The following is a 19,311-nucleotide window of genomic DNA, read 5'->3' as shown; positions in this document are numbered from 1 at the left end:
AGGCAGAAAATATGAATAAAATTTAAGCTGTTCACTTGAGTTCAATGAACAGTTTTCAATATTTGAAGTTCGATGAAAAAATGCTCGTGCCTTTAAAGGAGAGTATAAAGATAGCCTCACTGTTTGAGAAGATCTCTACACTCTCGAGAAGACAAAATCGAGCATTATCTGTTTAAGCTTGTAAAACAATGATATTTGTAAAATTAATCAGCCATGTACACACATATTTAGAAACTATAGCGTAATCCTAAAATACCTTGAAGAGCATTTTTAATCTTACGTCCTTTTAGATAATGTGCTTCCGCATAAAGTGTTAGTTTATCATTGACCGAGCCGTTTAAACCAATTCCCAATTTACCCGCACTACCCGATAAGTCTGTGATAAATTTATGCTGGTTATTAATTGTCGCATGATTATTATTTATATTCTCACGCAACCAAGCAGCCATAATGTAAGCTGTTAATGAAGTTTCTGAATTCACAAAGAATTCATGTCCTGCAGTCAATCCAACTTCACTGCGGAATGAAATCAATGGGCTTAGATCACCTATCATTCCATTGGAAAGTTTTATTTTTTTACCTTCAACCTGCAAACCTGTTAGCTTGATATAAGGCTGCATCCAAGTATTCTGTGCCGGTACAAAATAACAACCAATCTCAAATGATCCACCTATTGCCCACTGATTGTAATGACTTTGAATAGCTAAATCATTCGTTGAAATGGCTTTCAAATTATCTCGGTAATAATTATATTTCAAAACACCATCCATATACCATCCGCGATGATCAAAATAAGTTGCATAAGTTCCAATGCTATAAGAGCTCAGATCGCTGTTACCACCTCGTGCATGAGAAACACGTGCTTGATCATAACTACCAAAACCACCAACATACAACTCTCCATGCCTTAATTCACTCAATTGATCAGCACCAACGACTAAACCTGTCTGCCCAAGCTTAAAGTGTGTATGGCCTGTCGCAATACGTTCTCTGCTTTTAATCGCATAAGTCCATAGTTCGATATCTTTCCTATTTCTGTTCCAAATTTTTCTACCATTCCGTACACTTTGCAACTCATTGTTAAAAATAACTCCAGGAACTACGGACGACGTTAACACTGCATCTGTAGAGGGTGTCGTTGATGTTCCCCCAGGAACAAAAGGATTTTCCGGATCTGGAATAGAGGTTTCTGGTCCACTGAGGCGGTCTGCAGATAAAAACCAAACTTTTCCATTTTCATCCTTTCTTTCTTTCAAATCATACATATAAGTTCCACCATCAATGGCATTAATTTTATCACCCTTAAGATCTGTCAGCGTAAAATGCGCTCCACCACTTTGATCTGTAATTAAATCACGCTTATTTGAAAAAGGATCCGTGATTTCAACTCCAGAATCAGCAACACTTATTGTATGATTCCCAGCACCTTTCTCAACCAAGAGATAATCACCACGGTTATGGGCAATCGTGGTATTAAACGCGAAATGTAAATTTCCTGAAAGATTATTTACGTGAAGCTGAGAATAATACGGATCAGAACCTGTAAACGCAAAAATAACACTCCCTTCACCACTTAATTTTTGTATCAAAGAACCTTTTCCATCAAACTCATCCGTGAGTGAGTACAGTTTTGTATCTTTTCCATTTAAAATAATATCTTCTACTGTGGTGCGATGTTGCTCATTCCCAGCATAAAGATGAAGCTTCCCAGAATGATTTACCTGTGTTTTGCCTTCTAATGTCGCTCCAGCATGTACCCATGATTTTGCTTCATCATTCATTGTTAAATTTTTTACAGAACCATCAGCGTATATTTCCTGAATAGCGCTCTCATTTAAAGTAACTCCAATAGCCTTACCGCCTTTTAAGATACGCTGTTTACCACCGCTAAAAACTTCTGTATCAAATGCAAAACCACCATTTTTAGCACTTTGAGATTTTTTTCCAACCTCTTGTACGCCCCCTCGCATAACTTTCGTATCCCAAACTTTTCCACCATCATATACTTTTTGTTGGCCTAGTGTTTCATCTTGACCATAAATGACTGTATGAGAAGCACTACTCCCTTTAACTTCTCCTCCAACATCCCCCTCCCCGAAAACAAGTTGCTTACCACCATAAATTTTAGTTCCCTCTACTTTTCCTCCATTTCCAACACTTTGTTGTCCGCCTTCTTTAACAACAGCATTTTTCGAAAAGCCTTGTTTTCCCTTTAAAGCCTGAACATTTTCAGTTCCACCATGTTCAATTTTACTATTCTCACTGAGACCTCCTGCATACACATAAAGCTCTGCACCATTTTTTACCGTGTTATTAATGGATCGTCCTGGGCTATCACTCTCGCCATCATTTGAAATGTATGCCTTACCTTCATTATCAAGGACATAATTTTCGAGCAGTGCCCCATCTTTAATGAAAATAAGTTCAGGTTTTTTAAAAAGCGCAGTATTTTGTTCTTGTACATTATATTCAACATTGTCACGACGACTGCTGTCAAGCTCCTGTTGATTCGCAAACACTCTAGCGCCATTATCTGTAGTAAAATTGCTAAGATTTTTTAAAAAGCCTAATTCATTGCGCGTCCTCATAATAACATCATTAGATACTCCAAGTATGCATCTTCCTGTTTTCATATCTTCATTGTATTGATCCTGAAATATTTTGCCATTTTCATAACTTGAAGATTGACAAAAAAGTGATGCTCTCCCCTCATTTGCAGCAGCAGCTTGTACAAAACAACTGCTCAACATGAATATCCAACAATGTCGTTTCCATTTATATTGTAGAGCCATATCCTCCCCCTTTCACGCCTGCATAGACACCAAACGTAATTAGCTCTACAAAATATATTTTCAACCTTAGATTGCAAACAATCCTTCTTAAACATCCTCCTTCTCTCATAAAAAACTGTTCTTTACAGTGTTTCAAATACTTTTTTAATCAAGAATATAAGAACGTTTTTATAGTGCTTCTTTAGCATTTCCCTAGAGTTTTCTTATCAAAGCAAAAAGTAATGCATAATAAAGTATATAAGGGCATACAGCTTATCATGAAAAGCGAAGCTGCATGCTCTGAAAAATTGTTCTCTGCCCCTTCATTAAAGACCTTTAAAAATAATCATACATTTAAAGATAACTAAAAAATAACCATATAATTAAAAACTATAGCGTACACCTAAAATACCCTGAAGGGACTGTTTTGTTTTACGTCCTTTAACATAATGGGCCTCACCATATAACTTTAACTTTTCACTCACTAAACTGCTTAAACCGATTCCTAACTTACCTGCATTCCCAGATAAGTCGGTGGTAAATGAATGCCCTTGATTAATCAACGTATGGTTGTCGTCTTTATACTCACGCAACCATGCTGCTGTAATATACGCAAATGATGAAGAATCCATGCGAGAAACAAATTCATACCCTAAAGATAAGCCAACCTCACTGCGTAATGAAGTGAAAGGGCGTATGTCACCTATCATGTCATTCGATAACTTGATTTCTTTACCCTCAACTTGCAACCAAGTAAATTGTCCATAAGGCTGGAGCCAACTGCTCTTTGACGTCTTAAGTCGATAACCGGCTTCAAAGGAGGTGCCCACCGCCCATTGCCTATAACTTCCTTCAACTGCTAAACCATTCGTTGAAACTGCCTTTAGAGTATTTTGATAATCATTATATTTTAAAAGACCGTCTAAATACCATCCACTATGATCCAAATAAGTGACATAAGCACCAATGCCATAAGTATTGATACCGCTGGTACCACCTCGTGCATGCACAATGCGTGCGTGGTCATAAATGCCAAAACCACCGATATAAAACTCTCCATTTTCCCACTCGCTTAAACTATTGATCCCTAAAACAATACCTGTCTGATCCAACTTAAAATCTATATGCTCTGTAGCAATACTCTCTTTAGATTTGATCGCATAGGTCCATAAAGCTGCATTCTTTTTACTTTTATCTAGAACTCCTCTTCCCGCACGCACGGTTTGCATTTCATTATGAAAAACCATCGCTGGAGCCACAGACATAGACAATACCGCATCTGTAGAGGGAGTGGTTAAAAAATGAGAAACTGAAAGTGTCTCACTTAATTGTGGAGAAGGTTGTTCTTTATGAACTGGACGTAAAATAATTTGATCGGCTAAAGATTGAGAAGATTCTGAAATAGCAGTCTGTTGCTCTTCATCAGAAAGAGGATGAGGATCTGCTAGATATTCTCCTTCAATAACTTGACTTCTAAGGTTTGAAACAGTTGGAGATACTGAAGCTGGAGACTTTTGACTCAAATTTCGGCGTTTTTCTCTTCGACGTGGAAATTTAATAGCATGTTCTTTTATAGCTGTAATAGTTGAAAAGGAAGAATCCTGTTGCTGTTGACTTAAATGCCGTGGAATTCTGCTTCTACGTGGCACACTATCCATGTAAACTGCAGTCAAATACCAAATTTTTCCCTCTTCATTCTCAATCTTTTTGTGTTTTAAGCCATAGGTATAAGTTCCACCATCAACAATTTGAATTTTTGCACTAGAAAAACTTTGTAGAGTAAAAAATGCTCCTCCACTTTGATCAACAATTAAATCAAGTTCTGTTGAAGAAGGATCAACAATTTCAATACCAGAATCTACGACACTTATTGTGTGAAAACCCCTCCCATTCTCAATAAAGAGGTAATCACCTTTTCCTTCTGCAAGACTGACATTAAAGCCAAAATGGAGACTGCCCGAAAGATCATCAACATAAAGCTGAGAGTAATACAAATCATCTTCAGAAGAGGTAAAAATGACTTTTCCTACACCGCTTAACTGCTGAATGTGTGTACTTTTGTCGTCAAACTCACTAGCAACGGAGTATAATTGAGCTTCTTCTCCATTTAAAGCAATGTTTTCTACTATAGTTTGTTGACTATCATCTCCAGCATCAAGATGGAGACCACCAAAATCCTGAACCTTTATTTCTCCTCTTAATATCGCACCAGGAGAAACCCATGAATTGGCATTAGCTTCAATCGTTAGATTCTTTACAATTCCACCCACATAGATTTCTTGAGCACCACCAGTGCGTAAAATTACTGTATCCGCCTCTCCCCCTGCTAATACCCGCTGTACTCCACCCCCGAAAACCTCAGTATTCACGGCTAAGCCGCCGGCTTTTTCTGCAAAGTTATCATCATCAGGAAACCATTTAGCAAGAGTTTGTATTCCTCCACTCATCACTTGTGTTCCCACAGCCAGCCCATCATCATACACATTCTGCTGTCCCAGTGTGTCACCTTGACCATAAATTGTCGTATTATAAGCAGTGCTCCCAACAATCCCACCATTTACATAACCATCTCCCCAAATAAGCTGATTACCACCGTAGATTGTAGCCTGCAATGCGGATCCTCCTCCCTCCACTCTTTGTTTTCCACCTTCGTAAATAATCGTAAATTCTGAAATCCCCTGTTCCCCTACAATCTCTGAACCACCATTTTCAATTGTTGTATTCTTAACAAAACCACCTGCTTCAACATAAAGTGTTCCAGATTCCTCAACTGTAGCGTTAATGGATTGCTTAAGAGCACTTCCATCATCAGAGATATAAATTACGCGATCATCACCAAGCAAAAAGCTTTGTAAAATGCCTCCTCCCTCACTAATACTGTAATCAATTACATCAGAGATACTAAAATCTTTTGAAGATGTCTCTTCTTTTTCAGGAATCTTATCTATAGACGGCTCCGCATGAGGTGAGGGGATTACAGGAGTAGAAGTTGTTTCCAACAGTGCCAAATACCACATTTTTCCGCCGTTATGACCTTTCGTCTTTAGATCATACAGGTAGGCTCCACCGTCAATCGTACTAGTCTTTTCACCAGAAAAATCTGTCAGAGTAAAATGCGCATTTCCGCTTTGATCATGAATTAGATCAAGCTCCAAAACTAAGTTCTGATTTTGTAGATGAGCATCGGTCATTTCAACACCAGAATCGATCACGCTTATGGTGTGATGCCCTTCCCCATTTTTTATAAGGAGATAATCACCGCGCTGCTCTGCAAAATTGGTATTCAGTCTAAAATGTAAACTCCCTGAAAGATGACCGACCTCAAGTTTAGAGTAATGTGGATTCAACACGGTAGAAGTAAAAATAACGCGTCCATTCCCGCTTAAATCCTCAATCAAAGAGCTTTCGCCATCCATCTTGGAAGAAATAGAGTACACTGTAGTATCTTTGCCATTTAAAACAATTTTTTCTACTTCAGTACGAGATCGCTCAGCACCAGCATAAAGATAAATCCGTCCAGAATCATGAATCATGGTGCTTCCTTCTAATGTTGCACCAGAATGTAACCACGATTGTGCTTGATCCTTAACCGTTAAATCTTTTACATAGCCTCCTAAATCTATTGCTTGGAAAGCATTCCCTTGTAAGAGAACGCCAATCGCGATTCCTCCCGCTAAAACGTGTTGTTCTCCACCAGAAAAGATCTTCGTATCAAATGCAAAACTGCTATAATGGTCAAGATCTTCTTCCACATAAAGATTTTGTACCCCTCCTTCCATGATCTTTGTGCTAAAAACCTCTCCATCATCGTACACATTCTGGTATCCTCGCACTCCATTTTTACCAGAAACGACGGTGTCATAGGCGCTACTCCTTACCATCTCACCTTTGATATCAGACTTTCCTGAAACAAATTGCTCACCACCGTAAATTGTAACCCCTTCAGCCTTTCCCCCATCTTCAATCTTTTGTTTTCCCCCTCTCTTAACTGTACTATCCTGTGAAAGCCCCTGTGTTCTAATAAGCTCAGTACCGCCTCTTTGAATTGTCGTATACAAGCTAAAACCACCGTTATAAACGGAGAGCTTCCCACCATCTTTAACTATATTACCAATTGAAGTTTCTCCATTGCTATCAACTTTCTCACTGTTACTATCAAAGCTAGGATCAGCAATCGTAACAATCATTCCCTTTTCAATTGTGAATTCTGTGAGATCATTCGATAATGAAGCCATAGCAGATGATTGCAAGCTCAAATCAGAAAATAAAGAGGTATTTTCCTCATCAAGAGCGTAATTCGCATCTAAATACCAAATTTTACCGGTTCCTTTATCGTTTCTATGTTTCAAACTGTACTTATAGGTTCCGGCATCAATAGCTCTGATTTTTTCACCAAAAGTATTTGTCAGAGTAAAATGAGCATCTCCACTGTGATCAGAAATTAATTTAAGCTTTTTGTGAGAAGAATTTGTGACCTCATCCCCAGAATCAGTAATACTTATTGTATGATACCCAGAGCTATTTTCTTTAATGACAAGATAATCACTACGGCGCTTGGCAAAGTTGACATTAAAATCAAAATGGAAAGAACCTGAAAGATCATCAATATTAAGCACAGAGTAATACTTATGAGACCCAGAAGACGTAAAAATAACTCTACCGTTTCCTTTTAAATTCTGGATATTAACCTGAGTTTTTTTGCCGTTATCTTCAGAAGCAATAATGTATAGCTTGGCATCTTCTCCATTTAAATTAAGATTTTCCACTTCCGTAACAGCTTCACCATTCCCAGCATAAAGATAGAGGTTGCCAAAATCATTAACATTTGTATCCTTATCTAATATTGCACCAGCAAAAACCCATGATTGTGCTTGATGATTAATTGTTAGATCATCCGCATATCCAGAATCATATATCTTCTGAGTAGCTCTATCGTATAAAGTAACTTCGCTCGCATTCCCTCCTGCAAAGATATTCTGCATACCATTTTTAAAAAGTTCGGTACTCAATGCAAAAGCCCCCTCATTGATTGTAAAATCCTCATCTTCTGTATCAGCTGTATCAGCATCTTCTGAAAAGCCGTTATTAGAATTCTCTTTACCATCAAGATTCTGGACTCCTCCTTTCATAACCTTTGTGTCAACAGCCATCCCTCCACTATAAACACTTTGTATTCCTGGCATTTCATCTTCAGCATAAATTTCGGTGTTATAAGCACTACTTTCTTTATCTTTACGCAACAAACCATCTCCCAGAATCCCCTTACCAAAAATAACCTGCTCACCACCATAGATTTTAGCCCCTTCAGTATTTGCACCACTTTCAACAATTTGTTTTCCACCTTTTTTAACAATAGCATATTCTGAACTGCTCAGCTTTTGAACGAATTCAATACCACCACTCTCAATTGTCGTATCCCTGCTAACACTTGCTGCATCAATATAGAGTTTTCCACCTTCTTGAACCGTATTATTGATGGAATAGCCTGCATCTTCATAGCTAAAGCTATTTACTTCAGAACCTTCAGAGTTGCGATTAGTAATATAGACAGTAGCGCCACCACTTATTATTGAATTTGTGAGTACTTCAAAGAATAGGTTTTCTAATCTATCCCTTTCATCTTCTGAAGACTTATTTCCTTCTACTGTCTGTTTATTCTCTATTCTTTTTGATCCCCCCTTCTTTTCTTTTAATCCCCTCACTTCTGATAACAAATTTCTTGTCTCTTCTAGATTTTCACTAATATTTACTGGCATTAATAACTTTTCTTTTGGTGTCGCTACTCCATCTGCACTCGCAATCTTGACAAAAAAACCACTGGTCATTAATGCACAAAAACTTAATTTCAATTTGCGTTGCATTATTCACACTCCATAATTCCAAATTTTAATTCCCCATTTAGAAAAAAGTGCATAGACCAAAACAACACAATGCAATTGCTGCAACCTCATGTTTTTTAAGATAACAAAGCATTTGATGAATTAAACTCTGACAGATCAAATATACATCCTGTGTTTTAAAACATATGCACAACTAAAAGATTTAATTTCTTTTAGTTACGCTTAAAAAGTGTTATAATTACATCTATGAAAAATATTTTTGAGATATCAAAGATGATCTATAAATAAGATTGATCCCTCAATAGATAAAAATGGCTTAAACATTAAATGAGACAGTAATGTGAATGAGGGCAGCCTTTATGTCCACATATTTCCATCTTTTACAGGATTTAAAATAGTTTCTTTATTTTATTTAATTTTGATAAAAAAAATACTTATTGATGTTCATCAGTCTATATCACTGTTCTAATATATTTAAGAAACGCCATAATATCGACTCGACACTGATTTGAAATTTTTATAATTATATTCAGTTAATTCATATTTGATTTGTCATATAGTGAAAGGGACATTCTATTCATGTCTATAAACTTAGAAATGCAAGGTACAAGCAACAGAAATTCGCCTCGTCGCATTTTGTTTGCAAGCCTTATTGGACCAACAATTGAATTCTTTGATTTCTATGTCTTTGCTACTGCCGCAGCTCTCATATTTCCTCATGTGTTTTTTCCAACACAAAATGATCAGATTGCCATTTTACAATCTTTCCTGATCTTTGGAGCGGCCTTTTTTGCGCGCCCCTTTGGATCAATTGTTTTTGGACATTTTGGAGATAAAATTGGGAGAAAAGCAACACTTATCGCCTCTCTTCTCACAATGGGTCTTTCAACAGTCATTATTGGTTTTCTTCCTACTTATGAAACCGTTGGGTGGTTTGCCCCTTTCCTCTTAACCTTGTGTCGTATTGGACAGGGAATGGGATTAGGAGGAGAATGGGGAGGAGCTGTTTTGCTTGCAACAGAAAATGCCCCCCCAGAAAAGCGTGGCTGGTATGCGATGTTCCCCCAATTGGGCGTTCCAATCGGTTTGTTTTTATCCATTGCTGTTTATTTAGGTCTATTACACTTCCTTGATCATGATGAACTTTTAGCTTGGGGATGGCGTATTCCTTTTATTGCTTCAGTTTTTTTCATGATTATAGGATTATGGGTCCGTCTTTCAATCAATGAAACTGTTCAATTCAAAAAAACTCTTGAAAGTAGAGAACGTGTCAAAGTTCCTATCATTGATGTCTTTTTAAAATGTCCACGAATCCTATTTCTTGGAATATTTTCTGGTATGGCAACATTTGTTTTGTTTTACTTGGTCACTGCATATTTGTTAAGCTACTCAACAAACCATCTGCAATTGCCATTTTATCAAGCTCTCCAAGTCGAAATTGTTGGTGCTATTTTCTGTGGAATTTTTACTGTCATCACTGGAAGACTCGCTGATCGTATTAGACGTAGAACTTTGATGATTTGGATTACAATCATCACCGGTATCTATTCTTTTGCAATCCCTTATTTCTTAAATTCTGGAGTTATGGGAGTCCTTGCAATGTCTGTTATCGGTTTGTCTATCATGGGGATGATATACAGTCCTCTTGGTGCTGTTTTGGCTTCACCATACCCAACAGAAATTCGATATACTGGTTCTTCTATTACTTTCAACTTATCGGGTATCGTAGGAGCCTCTCTTGCACCTTATATTGCAGAATATTTGGTACAACATTTCGATACATCTTATATCGGCTATTATTTGCTTCTTGCTTCTTTTATTTCACTGATTTGCTTCGTGGGATTTACAGATGAGGAAATATCCAACTAAAATATAATAAAGAAAAATAAAATAAGTACTGGCAGCAAAAATGCTGCCAGTTTCATTTTTAAAGACATGGGTTGCGGTATTTTCCACCACAATATTCCCGCAAACAAGGCACTCAAAAAGAAAAATAAAAAATCTGCAATATTGCTCATATAAGCAACAGTAAACATTCTTGATAGGATATGTGTTGTTCCCAACCACGAAACGCAAAAAAAAGCCAATATCACAGCCCATAAAATAAGTAAAATTCGATCAATTATCATGATGCCGTTTCATTTTTTAATCGTCGGTCATATCTTTAATTTGCCTAAAAGAAAAATCACAATAAAAACCCAACGCCCTCCGCCTGATCCTTTTGCAATAAAAAGCGCTGGATTTACTATTCCTACCAATCCTATAAAAATCAGAACAACAGAAATGAGACGCATTAAACCTGTTTTTCCCAACAACGATCTTCAGTCTGTTGCCAATACGTTAAATTATGATTTTCCATTTTATATTTTTTCCACTGTGCACGAACAAGACTCAACTGCTCATCATTTCTACCATCAAATATCACAACAAGCCGTTGATAAGTATCAATATTCGAACACACGGCTCCCTCTATGAGAAAACGAATCTTTGAATCATTCGGATTTTCTTGTCCTGTCGTCAGAAATACAGGCTGAAAGTTTGAATATTGATCACACTCAGTTCCATGTCCAATAAATGATTCATCCGCATAAACCCATAAATGCATATCCATAGAATCGCGTTGTTCTTCACTTACACATTGTATTGTTACCTTACCAAAACGAGCCAATGCACGCTCTACAAGCGTTGGCAAAATGTCTTTCAGCGTTGACTGCGTCAAATGATAGAATAAAATATCCAACCTCTTAAGCCCTCACCACTCTTTATAAAAAGCTAACATCTTTTTTAGAGAAACTTCCATACCCCCAATATAAAAGGAAACGGTTCAAGATATAACCCCTCTTTTTTGATTGAAATGCATTATCTTTTTGCACGTGTCTTTAAAAGACAAAAATTTTTATTTTCAACGTTAATAAAAAAGTTTTTTAATTTATTTTCTAGATTTCTTTGTAGACTATAGTTGAAAATGAAATATAATATGCGGAAAATTTAAAGAGGACCTCATAAGCAATTTTATATTATTTATTTGGTAAAAATATCCAATTTATGGAAGGGTATTTTTTACACTTTATTACATTTTAACCGAAAGCAGTAAAAATATTTGCATCAAATTCAAAGACTGAGGATTTTTCCCAATTTATGCGTATCATTGAGTTCTACATCCTGAAACGTGTCCTTGTTTTGTTTAGTTCTGTCATGATTGCAGCAGTGGGCGTTAGTTGGACAGTACAAATTCTTGCACGGATAAACTTTCTCACAACAAGTAAACAAACACTCCTCACAGTCTTACAATTTTCACTCTCATTGGTTCCTTCTGTTATTTTTCTTGTCATTCCATTTGCATTAGTGATCGCAGTTACAACCATCCTTTCAGAAATGAATCAAGATTCAGAACTTGCTGTCATTAATGCCTCTGGTTTTCCTAAAAGTACTGTTTGGAAACCTATTCTTCTTCTTGCTATTGTTGCATCCTGTATCTCCTTTTCTATAGCTAATTTTGTTGTTCCTCAAGCGCGTCTTCATATGCGACAAATGCTAGCAAGCGCTCATTTTGATCTTATTAATCTATTCATTAGTGAAGGAAGCTTCCAAAAACTCGCCAATAACCTTTACATAGAAATTGGCGAACGAAATCCAAATGGAACACTTGAACGCCTTTTCATTGCCGACCAGCGTGATCCTAAGACTGATCTTTTTTATTATGCAACAGACGCATCCATTGTGAGCAATAAAAACGGCAGTTTTCTGGTTCTCAATAACGGTGAAATAGAAAGAGTCAACCATCAAAATAACAGTGTTTCAATCGTTCAATTTAGCTCATATACTTTTAGCCTAGGGGAGTTTATCCCCAGTGATAAAACGCCTACTCTTTATCCAAAAGATCGGTCCCTTTCTTATTTACAAAACCCTGACCCAAAAGATCCCTACTATCAACGAAAACCACTCCAATATAAAGCTGAGTTTCACCGCAGATTAACACAGTGGCTCTACCCTATTGTTTTTTCACTTATTGCATTAGCAGCGGCAGGGGATGTATGCTCCCATCGACAAGCTCGTCATTCCGCAATTTTCTCGGCAATTGCCCTTTCTTTTCTGGTGTATTGGATAGGATATTTTTTCGCAGAAAAAGCAAAGAATGATCTTGCATATGTTCCTCTCTTTTATATTATGCCTATAGGGACAAGTGCATTTGTCTTTTTTATGCTTTTAACGAATCATAAAATCGGACTCCCCACAAAAATTAATGAGATTATTCAAATCGCTTTTCAAAAAGTAATGAACAAATTTGAACATCGAAAATCTCACGATTCCTCGGATGAAATATCATGATTGGGTGGACACTTGGACGATATTTTTTTATACGTTATCTTAAAATAACTTGTTATTTCTGGGGAAGTATTTTTGTTCTTGCTCTTTTAATCGATTTCACAGAGAATTCCGGTAGGCTACCCTCCCTTCCGCATTATACAGCAAAAGATGCATTTTTCCTCTCTGTTTTACGCATCCCTTTTATCATGCAACAACTTATCCCTTTCATTGCACTCTTTTCTGCAATGGCAACGCTTATCTCGCTCAACAAAAAACTTGAACTTGTGGTGACTCGTTCAATCGGTGTTTCTGCATGGCAATTTCTTATGCCAGCTTGTTTGGGAGCTTTTCTTTTGGGATTATTTTCAATTCTTCTCATTAACCCACTTGCTGCATGGGGATTTTCTCAAGCAGAAAAAAAGATGACTGAATGGCGCAATAATAATGTACTAACACCTCTTCATAATACAAATATCCACTGGTTAACACAACGTACAAATTTAGGCAGAACAACCATTGGTGCTAAATTTATCACCGACCAAGAACTTTCTCTTCTCGATGCAACCTTTGTACAATACAAGGACAACGCAACCGTCAAAAATTGGATTAACGCCCCAAGAGCAACCTTGACTAATGGATCTTGGCTATTAACAAACGGAACAATCTATAAAATAGGGCATCCTCCTGAAAAATTTACCATGTTACAAATAAAAACCAATCTAAAACCTGAATTTTTAACGGAACGTTTAGCGAATCCCGCGACTATTCCGTTTTACCAATTGCCAAAAAAAATTATGATTGCACGTTCATTTGGCTATTCTGCTAATAATTTTGATATGTATTTCCAATCTTTGATTGCATTACCGGCATTGCTTGTGGCAATGACCCTCATTGCAGCAACTGTATCTTTAAATTTTACACGTTTTGGGCAATCTAGAACGTTGATTCTTGGTGGCATAATAGCTGGGTTTATGCTTTATGTTATTTCCGTACTCGTTCAAGCTTTTGGTAATGCTGGATATATTCCACCAATTATTGCAGCTTGGACACCCGTTGTTATTGCGTTATTCTTAGGAATCTCTTTTTTACTTCATAAAGAGGATGGCTAAGTGAAAGCATTAACACTTAAAAAAATTATTTTAACAAAATTAAGTGCTCTCGCTTTTAAAAGTGTTATGGGAGTTATTTTAGGGGGGGCTTTGTCTTATTGTGCGCACGCTCAAAGCCTTATGTCTCCTTCTCAAAGTTACATTCAAAATCCGGAACGCCCTCTTTTGCTCTCTGCGGATGAACTCATCTACAATCGTGATGAAAACACTGTTTCTGCACAAGGTAATGTCCAAATCGAATATGATGGCAATAAAGTTTTTGCTCAAAAAGTTATTTACAATCAAAAAACAGGGCGGCTTATAGCACAAGGTAACGTTGAAATTACTCAAAAGGATGGTAATAAAATTTATTCCAACCAAATTGATATGACCAAAGATCTTGGCGAAGGTTTTGTAAACGCCTTACGTATTGATACAGCTAACAATGTTCACTTTTCAGCCCAAAATGCTACACGCCAAAACAATCACATAACAATCTTTGAAAATGCAACCTATACAGCCTGTGAACCTTGCTCTTATAAACCAGATAGAGACGTTCTATGGAAAATCAAAGCAAGAAAGATCATATGGAATAATAGCATCAAAAAAATTCGGTTTGAAAATAGCAGTTTTGAAGTTCTTGGTGTACCGATTATAAAATTTCCAAATTTTGAGATCTATGATCCAACTGTCAGGCGTGCTAGCGGTCTGCTTACTCCTCATTTTTTTTATACTGATTATCTCGGTATGGGGATAAAGAACTCTTATTTTTGGAATCTCGCCCCCCATTATGATTTTACCCTTTCTTCTACGGTTTATACCCAACAAGGGCTTTTAACCGAAGGGGAATGGCGTCAACGTTTTAAAATGGGACGTTATAACATTCGTTTTGCTCATATATATCAAATGAAACCGCATAGATTTGATAATGACACAATTGATGCACAGTATAAAAACCGTTATATGCTGGCAACAAAGGGGGACTTTCATATTAATTCACACTGGACTTATGGATGGGATATTCTTGCACAATCCGATCGGCATTTTAGTCGTGCCTATAAACTTGAAAATTATAGCAATCCTACACAACTTTCTCAGATCTATCTGAGTGGTCTTGCAAGAAAAAATTATTTTGATATGCGCTTTTATCATTTTAAAGTTCAAAATTCAGTATTGAATGATCCTCATTATGAACGTCACTCTCGGCAAGCGTGGGTCCTACCACGCATCGATTATTTTTTCACCCCAGATGAACCCATTTATAATGGAGAGCTTACCTTCCATAGTAATATGCAATCAATTTATCGTCGTCATGCTGACTTCAGTTCTACCGACCAAAATGAAAACCCTCTCAACATAATAAGACTTTCTGGTATGGCTGGAAATAGTTTGCGTTTAACAAACGAGCTTCAGTGGAAAAAGCGCTTCAATACGCACAACGGCCTCATCTTAACCCCCCTTCTCTCTCTACGGGCTGATATTATTACAACCAATGTAAGCGAAAATCATACAGCTTCTATAGAAAATAATGCCTTATCCGCAATTCATGGTTCAACAATTCGTGGCATGGCAACAGCAGGGTTGGAACTACGCTATCCCTTTCTCATTACAGCTGATCATTCTACACATATTATAGAACCAACCGCACAAATTTTTATACGCAATAATGAACAATATATTGGACAAATTCCTAATGAAGATGCTCAAAGCTTTGTCTTTGATGCAACCACTCTCTTTCAACGGGACAAATTTTCTGGTTATGATCGTGTAGAAGGTGGCACAAGAGCCAATATAGGTCTAAGATATTCTGGAAGCTTTAATGACAATTGGTCTCTTTATGGTCTCATTGGACAATCCTTTCATTTGGCAGGAAAGAATTCTTTTGCAGAAAAGGACTTTGTCAATGTAGGTATTCACTCTAGCTTAGAGGCAAAACGTTCAGACTATGTTGCAATGTTTGGTGCGACCCATAAAAGTGGTTTTTCCTTAGAAACGCGCGGACGCTTTGACAAAAAAACAGGCAAAATCCGCCGTAGTGAAATCGAAGCATCACAAAAATGGGAAAAACTTTGGGCATCTATACAATATGCATATATCGCAGAACAACCAGATTATGAATATCCTCAAGAGCGTCAAGAAATTTCTTTTCAAACTGGACTTAAACTGGCAGATTATTGGTCCATTAATAGCAACGCCGGTTATGATCTCGTATCTGGTACATTTATAAAGCGAGGAATTAGCTTGAATTATACAGATGAATGTTTCGGACTAACATTCGGTTATCAACAAGTAAAAAATCCAGGGAGGAAAACACCTTTGCAAAATTTTAATTTCTCTCTTTCATTGCGTACAATTGCAGATATCGGAAAAAAGATAGATTAAAATTTATAAAGAGAATGTATAAGTGATTTAACTTATCATTGTTTTTATGAAAGAAAGCGTATATTTTAAGTTATTGATGAGAATTAATAAACAATGCGAAAGCCTATTTACATGAATAAATTGAAAAAGCGTGTTCTTGCTTTATTTTATATTGCGTCTTTGAGCGTAAGCAGCCTGCTAATAAATGAAAATTTGATTTCGACAGTCTTTGCGCAGACTTCTATTGTTGTTACAGTTAATGGCACCCCCATTACAAATTATGATATACAAAGGCGCATTGCTTTTCTCAGACTGCAACAAAAGCAGGGCAATTTGGTGGCACAGGCTAAAAAAGAGCTTATCGATGAAAAGCTGAAAAATATTGAAATAAAACGTCGTAATATTGAAGTAAGCAATGATGAAGTTGATAGAGCGTTTGAGAATTTTGCAACACAAAATAATATGACGATTGATCAACTCAACCAGATCCTGATCCAAACTGAGATTACTGTGCAACACTTTAAAGATTACATCCGTGGACAAATCGGATGGGGGCGTCTTGTTAGCGCACGCTATCAAGCTGAAACGGGTATGATTAGCGAACAAGAAGCTGTACGAAGAATATTAAAAAATGGTGGTGTTAAACCTTCAACCAATGAATATACATTACAGCGTATTGTTTTTGTCATTCCAGCACATCGTCGTTCAGAAATTTTTGAAAGACGTCAAAGAGAAGCAAACAACTTCCGTGCGCATTTCCGTGGCTGCGCAAAAGCTCACAATCAAGCAAGAGGTATTTTAGACGTTACGATCCGCCATTTAGGAAAGTTTCTAGAGCCCCAACTTCCCAATGCATGGGAACAAGCTATTCTTGCAACGCCTGCTGGAAAAATGACAAAATTACAAGAAACATCTGATGGGATCGAAGCAATTGCTGTCTGCAAAATAAAAAGAGTTTCTGATGATTATGTCGCTCGATTGATATTTTCTCTTCAAGATAGTAAAAAAAGAAGCCCGCAAAGACTTGAAGAATTAAGCAACAAATATTTAGGAGAACTGCGGCGAGTGGCACGCATTCAAAATTCATAATGGCTGCTCTTATTGTTAGCGGTGGCGATCCTGCCGGAATTGGCCCTGAAATAGTACTAAAAGCGTGGAATTTGCGTGTTACGCGCCAAATTCCGCCTTTTGTGCTTCTTGCTGACCCAGATGTTATTTGTTCGCGCGCTCATTTTTTACAGATTAATGTTGAGGTGGAATCTGTTTTAATCAATAATCCCGCTAAAAACTTTCAAAATGCTCTTCCTATCATACCATTAAAAAATAAACAAAGTAATCAATTAGGTGTCCCTTCATCGAATAATGCCGCAGGAATCATTGAATCAATTAAACGCAGTGTTCAATTGATTCAAAGTGGTCACGCATGTGCACTTATCACTTGTCCTATTGCAAAAAAGAATCTTTATGATGCTGGTTTTCAATTTCCAGGTCATACAGAATTTTTAGCCGATTTAGCCCATAAAGCTTTTCATAAATGTTATCATCCAGTTATGATGTTAGCAGGACCTCGATTAAAAACAGTACCAACAACTGTTCATATTCCATTTAAAGCTGTCCCTTCACAGCTTACCCGTGAATTAATTATTCAAACGGTACTTATTACTGAATGTGACTTAAAAACACGGTTTAAAATAACGTCACCCCGACTAGCTGTTGCTGGTCTCAATCCTCATGCTGGAGAAGGAGGTGCAATGGGAAAAGAAGATATTGAAGTTATCACTCCTGCTATTGAATATCTTAAAAAGAAAGGACTCAATATTGCAGGCCCGCTTCCTGCCGACACAATGTTCCATGAATGCGCAAGGAAGGCATATGACGTTGCCATTTGTATGTATCATGATCAAGCCCTTATCCCTGCTAAAACATTAGACTTTGATAGCACTGTTAATGTCACATTAGGTCTCCCTTTTATTCGCACCTCTCCAGATCACGGAACTGCTTTTGACATTGCTGATAAAGGGATAGCCTCTCCCGAAAGCTTTATTGCTGCTCTTAAACTTGCAAATCAACTTGCCCAAAATAGTTTCATACCATGCCAATAGATAATCTCCCTCCTCTACGCGAGGTCATTGATATATATGGATTACAAGCGCATAAATCTTTGGGGCAAAATTTTCTTTTTGACCTTAATTTAACATCTAAAATTGCTCATCACGCAGGTAATATAGAAGGAAAACCTGTTCTTGAAATTGGTCCTGGTCCTGGAGGTCTCACACGTGCCTTGCTAGCAAAGGGCGCCATTGTAACGGCAATAGAACGCGATGAGCGCTGCATGCCAGCTCTCTTAGAAATAGAAAAACACTATCCTAAAAAATTAAAAATTATTTGTAATGATGCACTGAAGCAAGACTTCTCAAAACTCTTTGAAACAAGCCCAGAAAAACCTCGTATTATTGCAAATCTTCCCTATAATATTGGAACACAACTCTTATTAAATTGGCTTTTGACTGAACCATGGCCCCCTTTTTATGAATCAATGACATTGATGTTTCAACGTGAAGTTGCCAAACGGATTACAGCTAAACCTCAATCTACTCATTATGGACGTCTTAGTGTCTTAACTGGCTGGCGTACTACTGCTAAAATTGCTTTTGATGTGCCCCCTCAAGCCTTCATACCAATACCTAAAGTAACTTCTTCCGTTGTTCATATTGTTCCGCGAACACAACCTCTTGCCTGCTCTGCACAAAAACTAAGCCTCGTCACAAAAACTGCCTTTGGACAAAGACGAAAAATGCTTCGTCAAAATCTCAAAACACTTGGAGGTGAAGTATTGTTAGAAAAAGCTGGAATTGATGGAACGCGCCGTGCTGAAACGCTCTCGGTTTCTGAATTTATAACTTTAGCACATCTAGTGCTCTAAAATGCACTTTTTGTTATGCA

At 37.2% G+C, this 19,311-nt stretch carries 12 protein-coding genes; 7 read left to right on the top strand and 5 right to left on the bottom strand.

What is annotated here, in order from left to right:
* Positions 1-227 precede the first annotated feature (227 nt).
* A complete protein-coding gene (gene bafA, locus QHG57_RS05015) occupies positions 228-2,792 on the bottom strand; it encodes a BafA family autotransporter (protein WP_330168853.1) in 2,565 nt (854 codons plus the stop codon).
* A 362-nt stretch (positions 2,793-3,154) separates the two neighbouring features.
* Positions 3,155-8,632: a BafA family autotransporter gene (gene bafA / locus QHG57_RS05010; RefSeq protein WP_330168852.1), complete on the bottom strand. Its 5,478-nt coding sequence runs from the start codon at positions 8,630-8,632 to the stop codon at positions 3,155-3,157.
* A 558-nt stretch (positions 8,633-9,190) separates the two neighbouring features.
* Here bafA (QHG57_RS05010) and QHG57_RS05005 point away from each other — a divergent pair.
* On the top strand, positions 9,191-10,480 hold the full coding sequence (locus QHG57_RS05005) for an MFS transporter (protein WP_330167387.1): 1,290 nt from the start codon (positions 9,191-9,193) through the stop codon (positions 10,478-10,480).
* Here QHG57_RS05005 and QHG57_RS05000 read toward each other — a convergent pair.
* From QHG57_RS05000 to QHG57_RS04990, 3 genes are read right to left on the bottom strand one after another with little or no spacing between them, the layout of a single operon-like run.
* The gene (locus tag QHG57_RS05000; RefSeq protein ID WP_330167386.1) at positions 10,477-10,740 is read right to left on the bottom strand and encodes a hypothetical protein; all 264 of its coding nucleotides are present in this window, start codon (positions 10,738-10,740) and stop codon (positions 10,477-10,479) included. The genes QHG57_RS05005 and QHG57_RS05000 overlap by 4 nt on opposite strands.
* A gap of 27 nt (positions 10,741-10,767) precedes the next feature.
* The gene (locus tag QHG57_RS04995) at positions 10,768-10,905 is read right to left on the bottom strand and encodes a hypothetical protein (RefSeq protein WP_330167385.1); all 138 of its coding nucleotides are present in this window, start codon (positions 10,903-10,905) and stop codon (positions 10,768-10,770) included.
* Positions 10,905-11,351, bottom strand: coding sequence for a DNA polymerase III subunit chi (locus tag QHG57_RS04990; protein WP_330167384.1), 447 nt, complete (start codon positions 11,349-11,351; stop codon positions 10,905-10,907). The genes QHG57_RS04995 and QHG57_RS04990 overlap by 1 nt, the downstream gene beginning before the upstream one ends.
* 398 nt (positions 11,352-11,749) lie before the next feature.
* Here QHG57_RS04990 and lptF point away from each other — a divergent pair, with 398 nt between their 5' ends.
* The 6 genes from lptF to rsmA all read left to right on the top strand — a co-directional run bounded on the left by lptF (position 11,750) and on the right by rsmA (position 19,291).
* Positions 11,750-12,940, top strand: coding sequence for an LPS export ABC transporter permease LptF (lptF, locus tag QHG57_RS04985; protein ID WP_330167383.1), 1,191 nt, complete (start codon positions 11,750-11,752; stop codon positions 12,938-12,940).
* Entirely contained in the window at positions 12,937-14,028 is a 1,092-nt protein-coding gene (lptG, locus tag QHG57_RS04980) for an LPS export ABC transporter permease LptG (RefSeq protein WP_330168851.1), read from the top strand. Before lptF ends, lptG begins: the two co-directional genes overlap by 4 nt.
* A complete protein-coding gene (locus tag QHG57_RS04975; protein ID WP_330167381.1) occupies positions 14,029-16,389 on the top strand; it encodes an LPS-assembly protein LptD in 2,361 nt (786 codons plus the stop codon). It abuts the gene before it with no gap.
* 111 nt (positions 16,390-16,500) lie between these two features.
* Positions 16,501-17,457, top strand: coding sequence for a peptidylprolyl isomerase (locus QHG57_RS04970; protein ID WP_330167380.1), 957 nt, complete (start codon positions 16,501-16,503; stop codon positions 17,455-17,457).
* Positions 17,457-18,470 (top strand): 4-hydroxythreonine-4-phosphate dehydrogenase PdxA, encoded by a 1,014-nt coding sequence (gene pdxA / locus QHG57_RS04965; protein WP_330168850.1) that lies wholly within the window; start codon positions 17,457-17,459, stop codon positions 18,468-18,470. Before QHG57_RS04970 ends, pdxA begins: the two co-directional genes overlap by 1 nt.
* Complete coding sequence (gene rsmA, locus QHG57_RS04960) at positions 18,461-19,291, top strand: 16S rRNA (adenine(1518)-N(6)/adenine(1519)-N(6))-dimethyltransferase RsmA (RefSeq protein ID WP_330167378.1); 831 nt, start codon at positions 18,461-18,463, stop codon at positions 19,289-19,291. Before pdxA ends, rsmA begins: the two co-directional genes overlap by 10 nt.
* Positions 19,292-19,311 lie beyond the last annotated feature (20 nt).

It is taken from the genome of Bartonella grahamii subsp. shimonis, from assembly GCF_036327415.1.
In the GTDB taxonomy this organism is placed as follows: domain Bacteria; phylum Pseudomonadota; class Alphaproteobacteria; order Rhizobiales; family Rhizobiaceae; genus Bartonella; species Bartonella shimonis.
The sequence above is the reverse complement of the archived record's forward strand: the minus strand, read 5'-3'. Positions and strand labels throughout refer to the sequence as shown.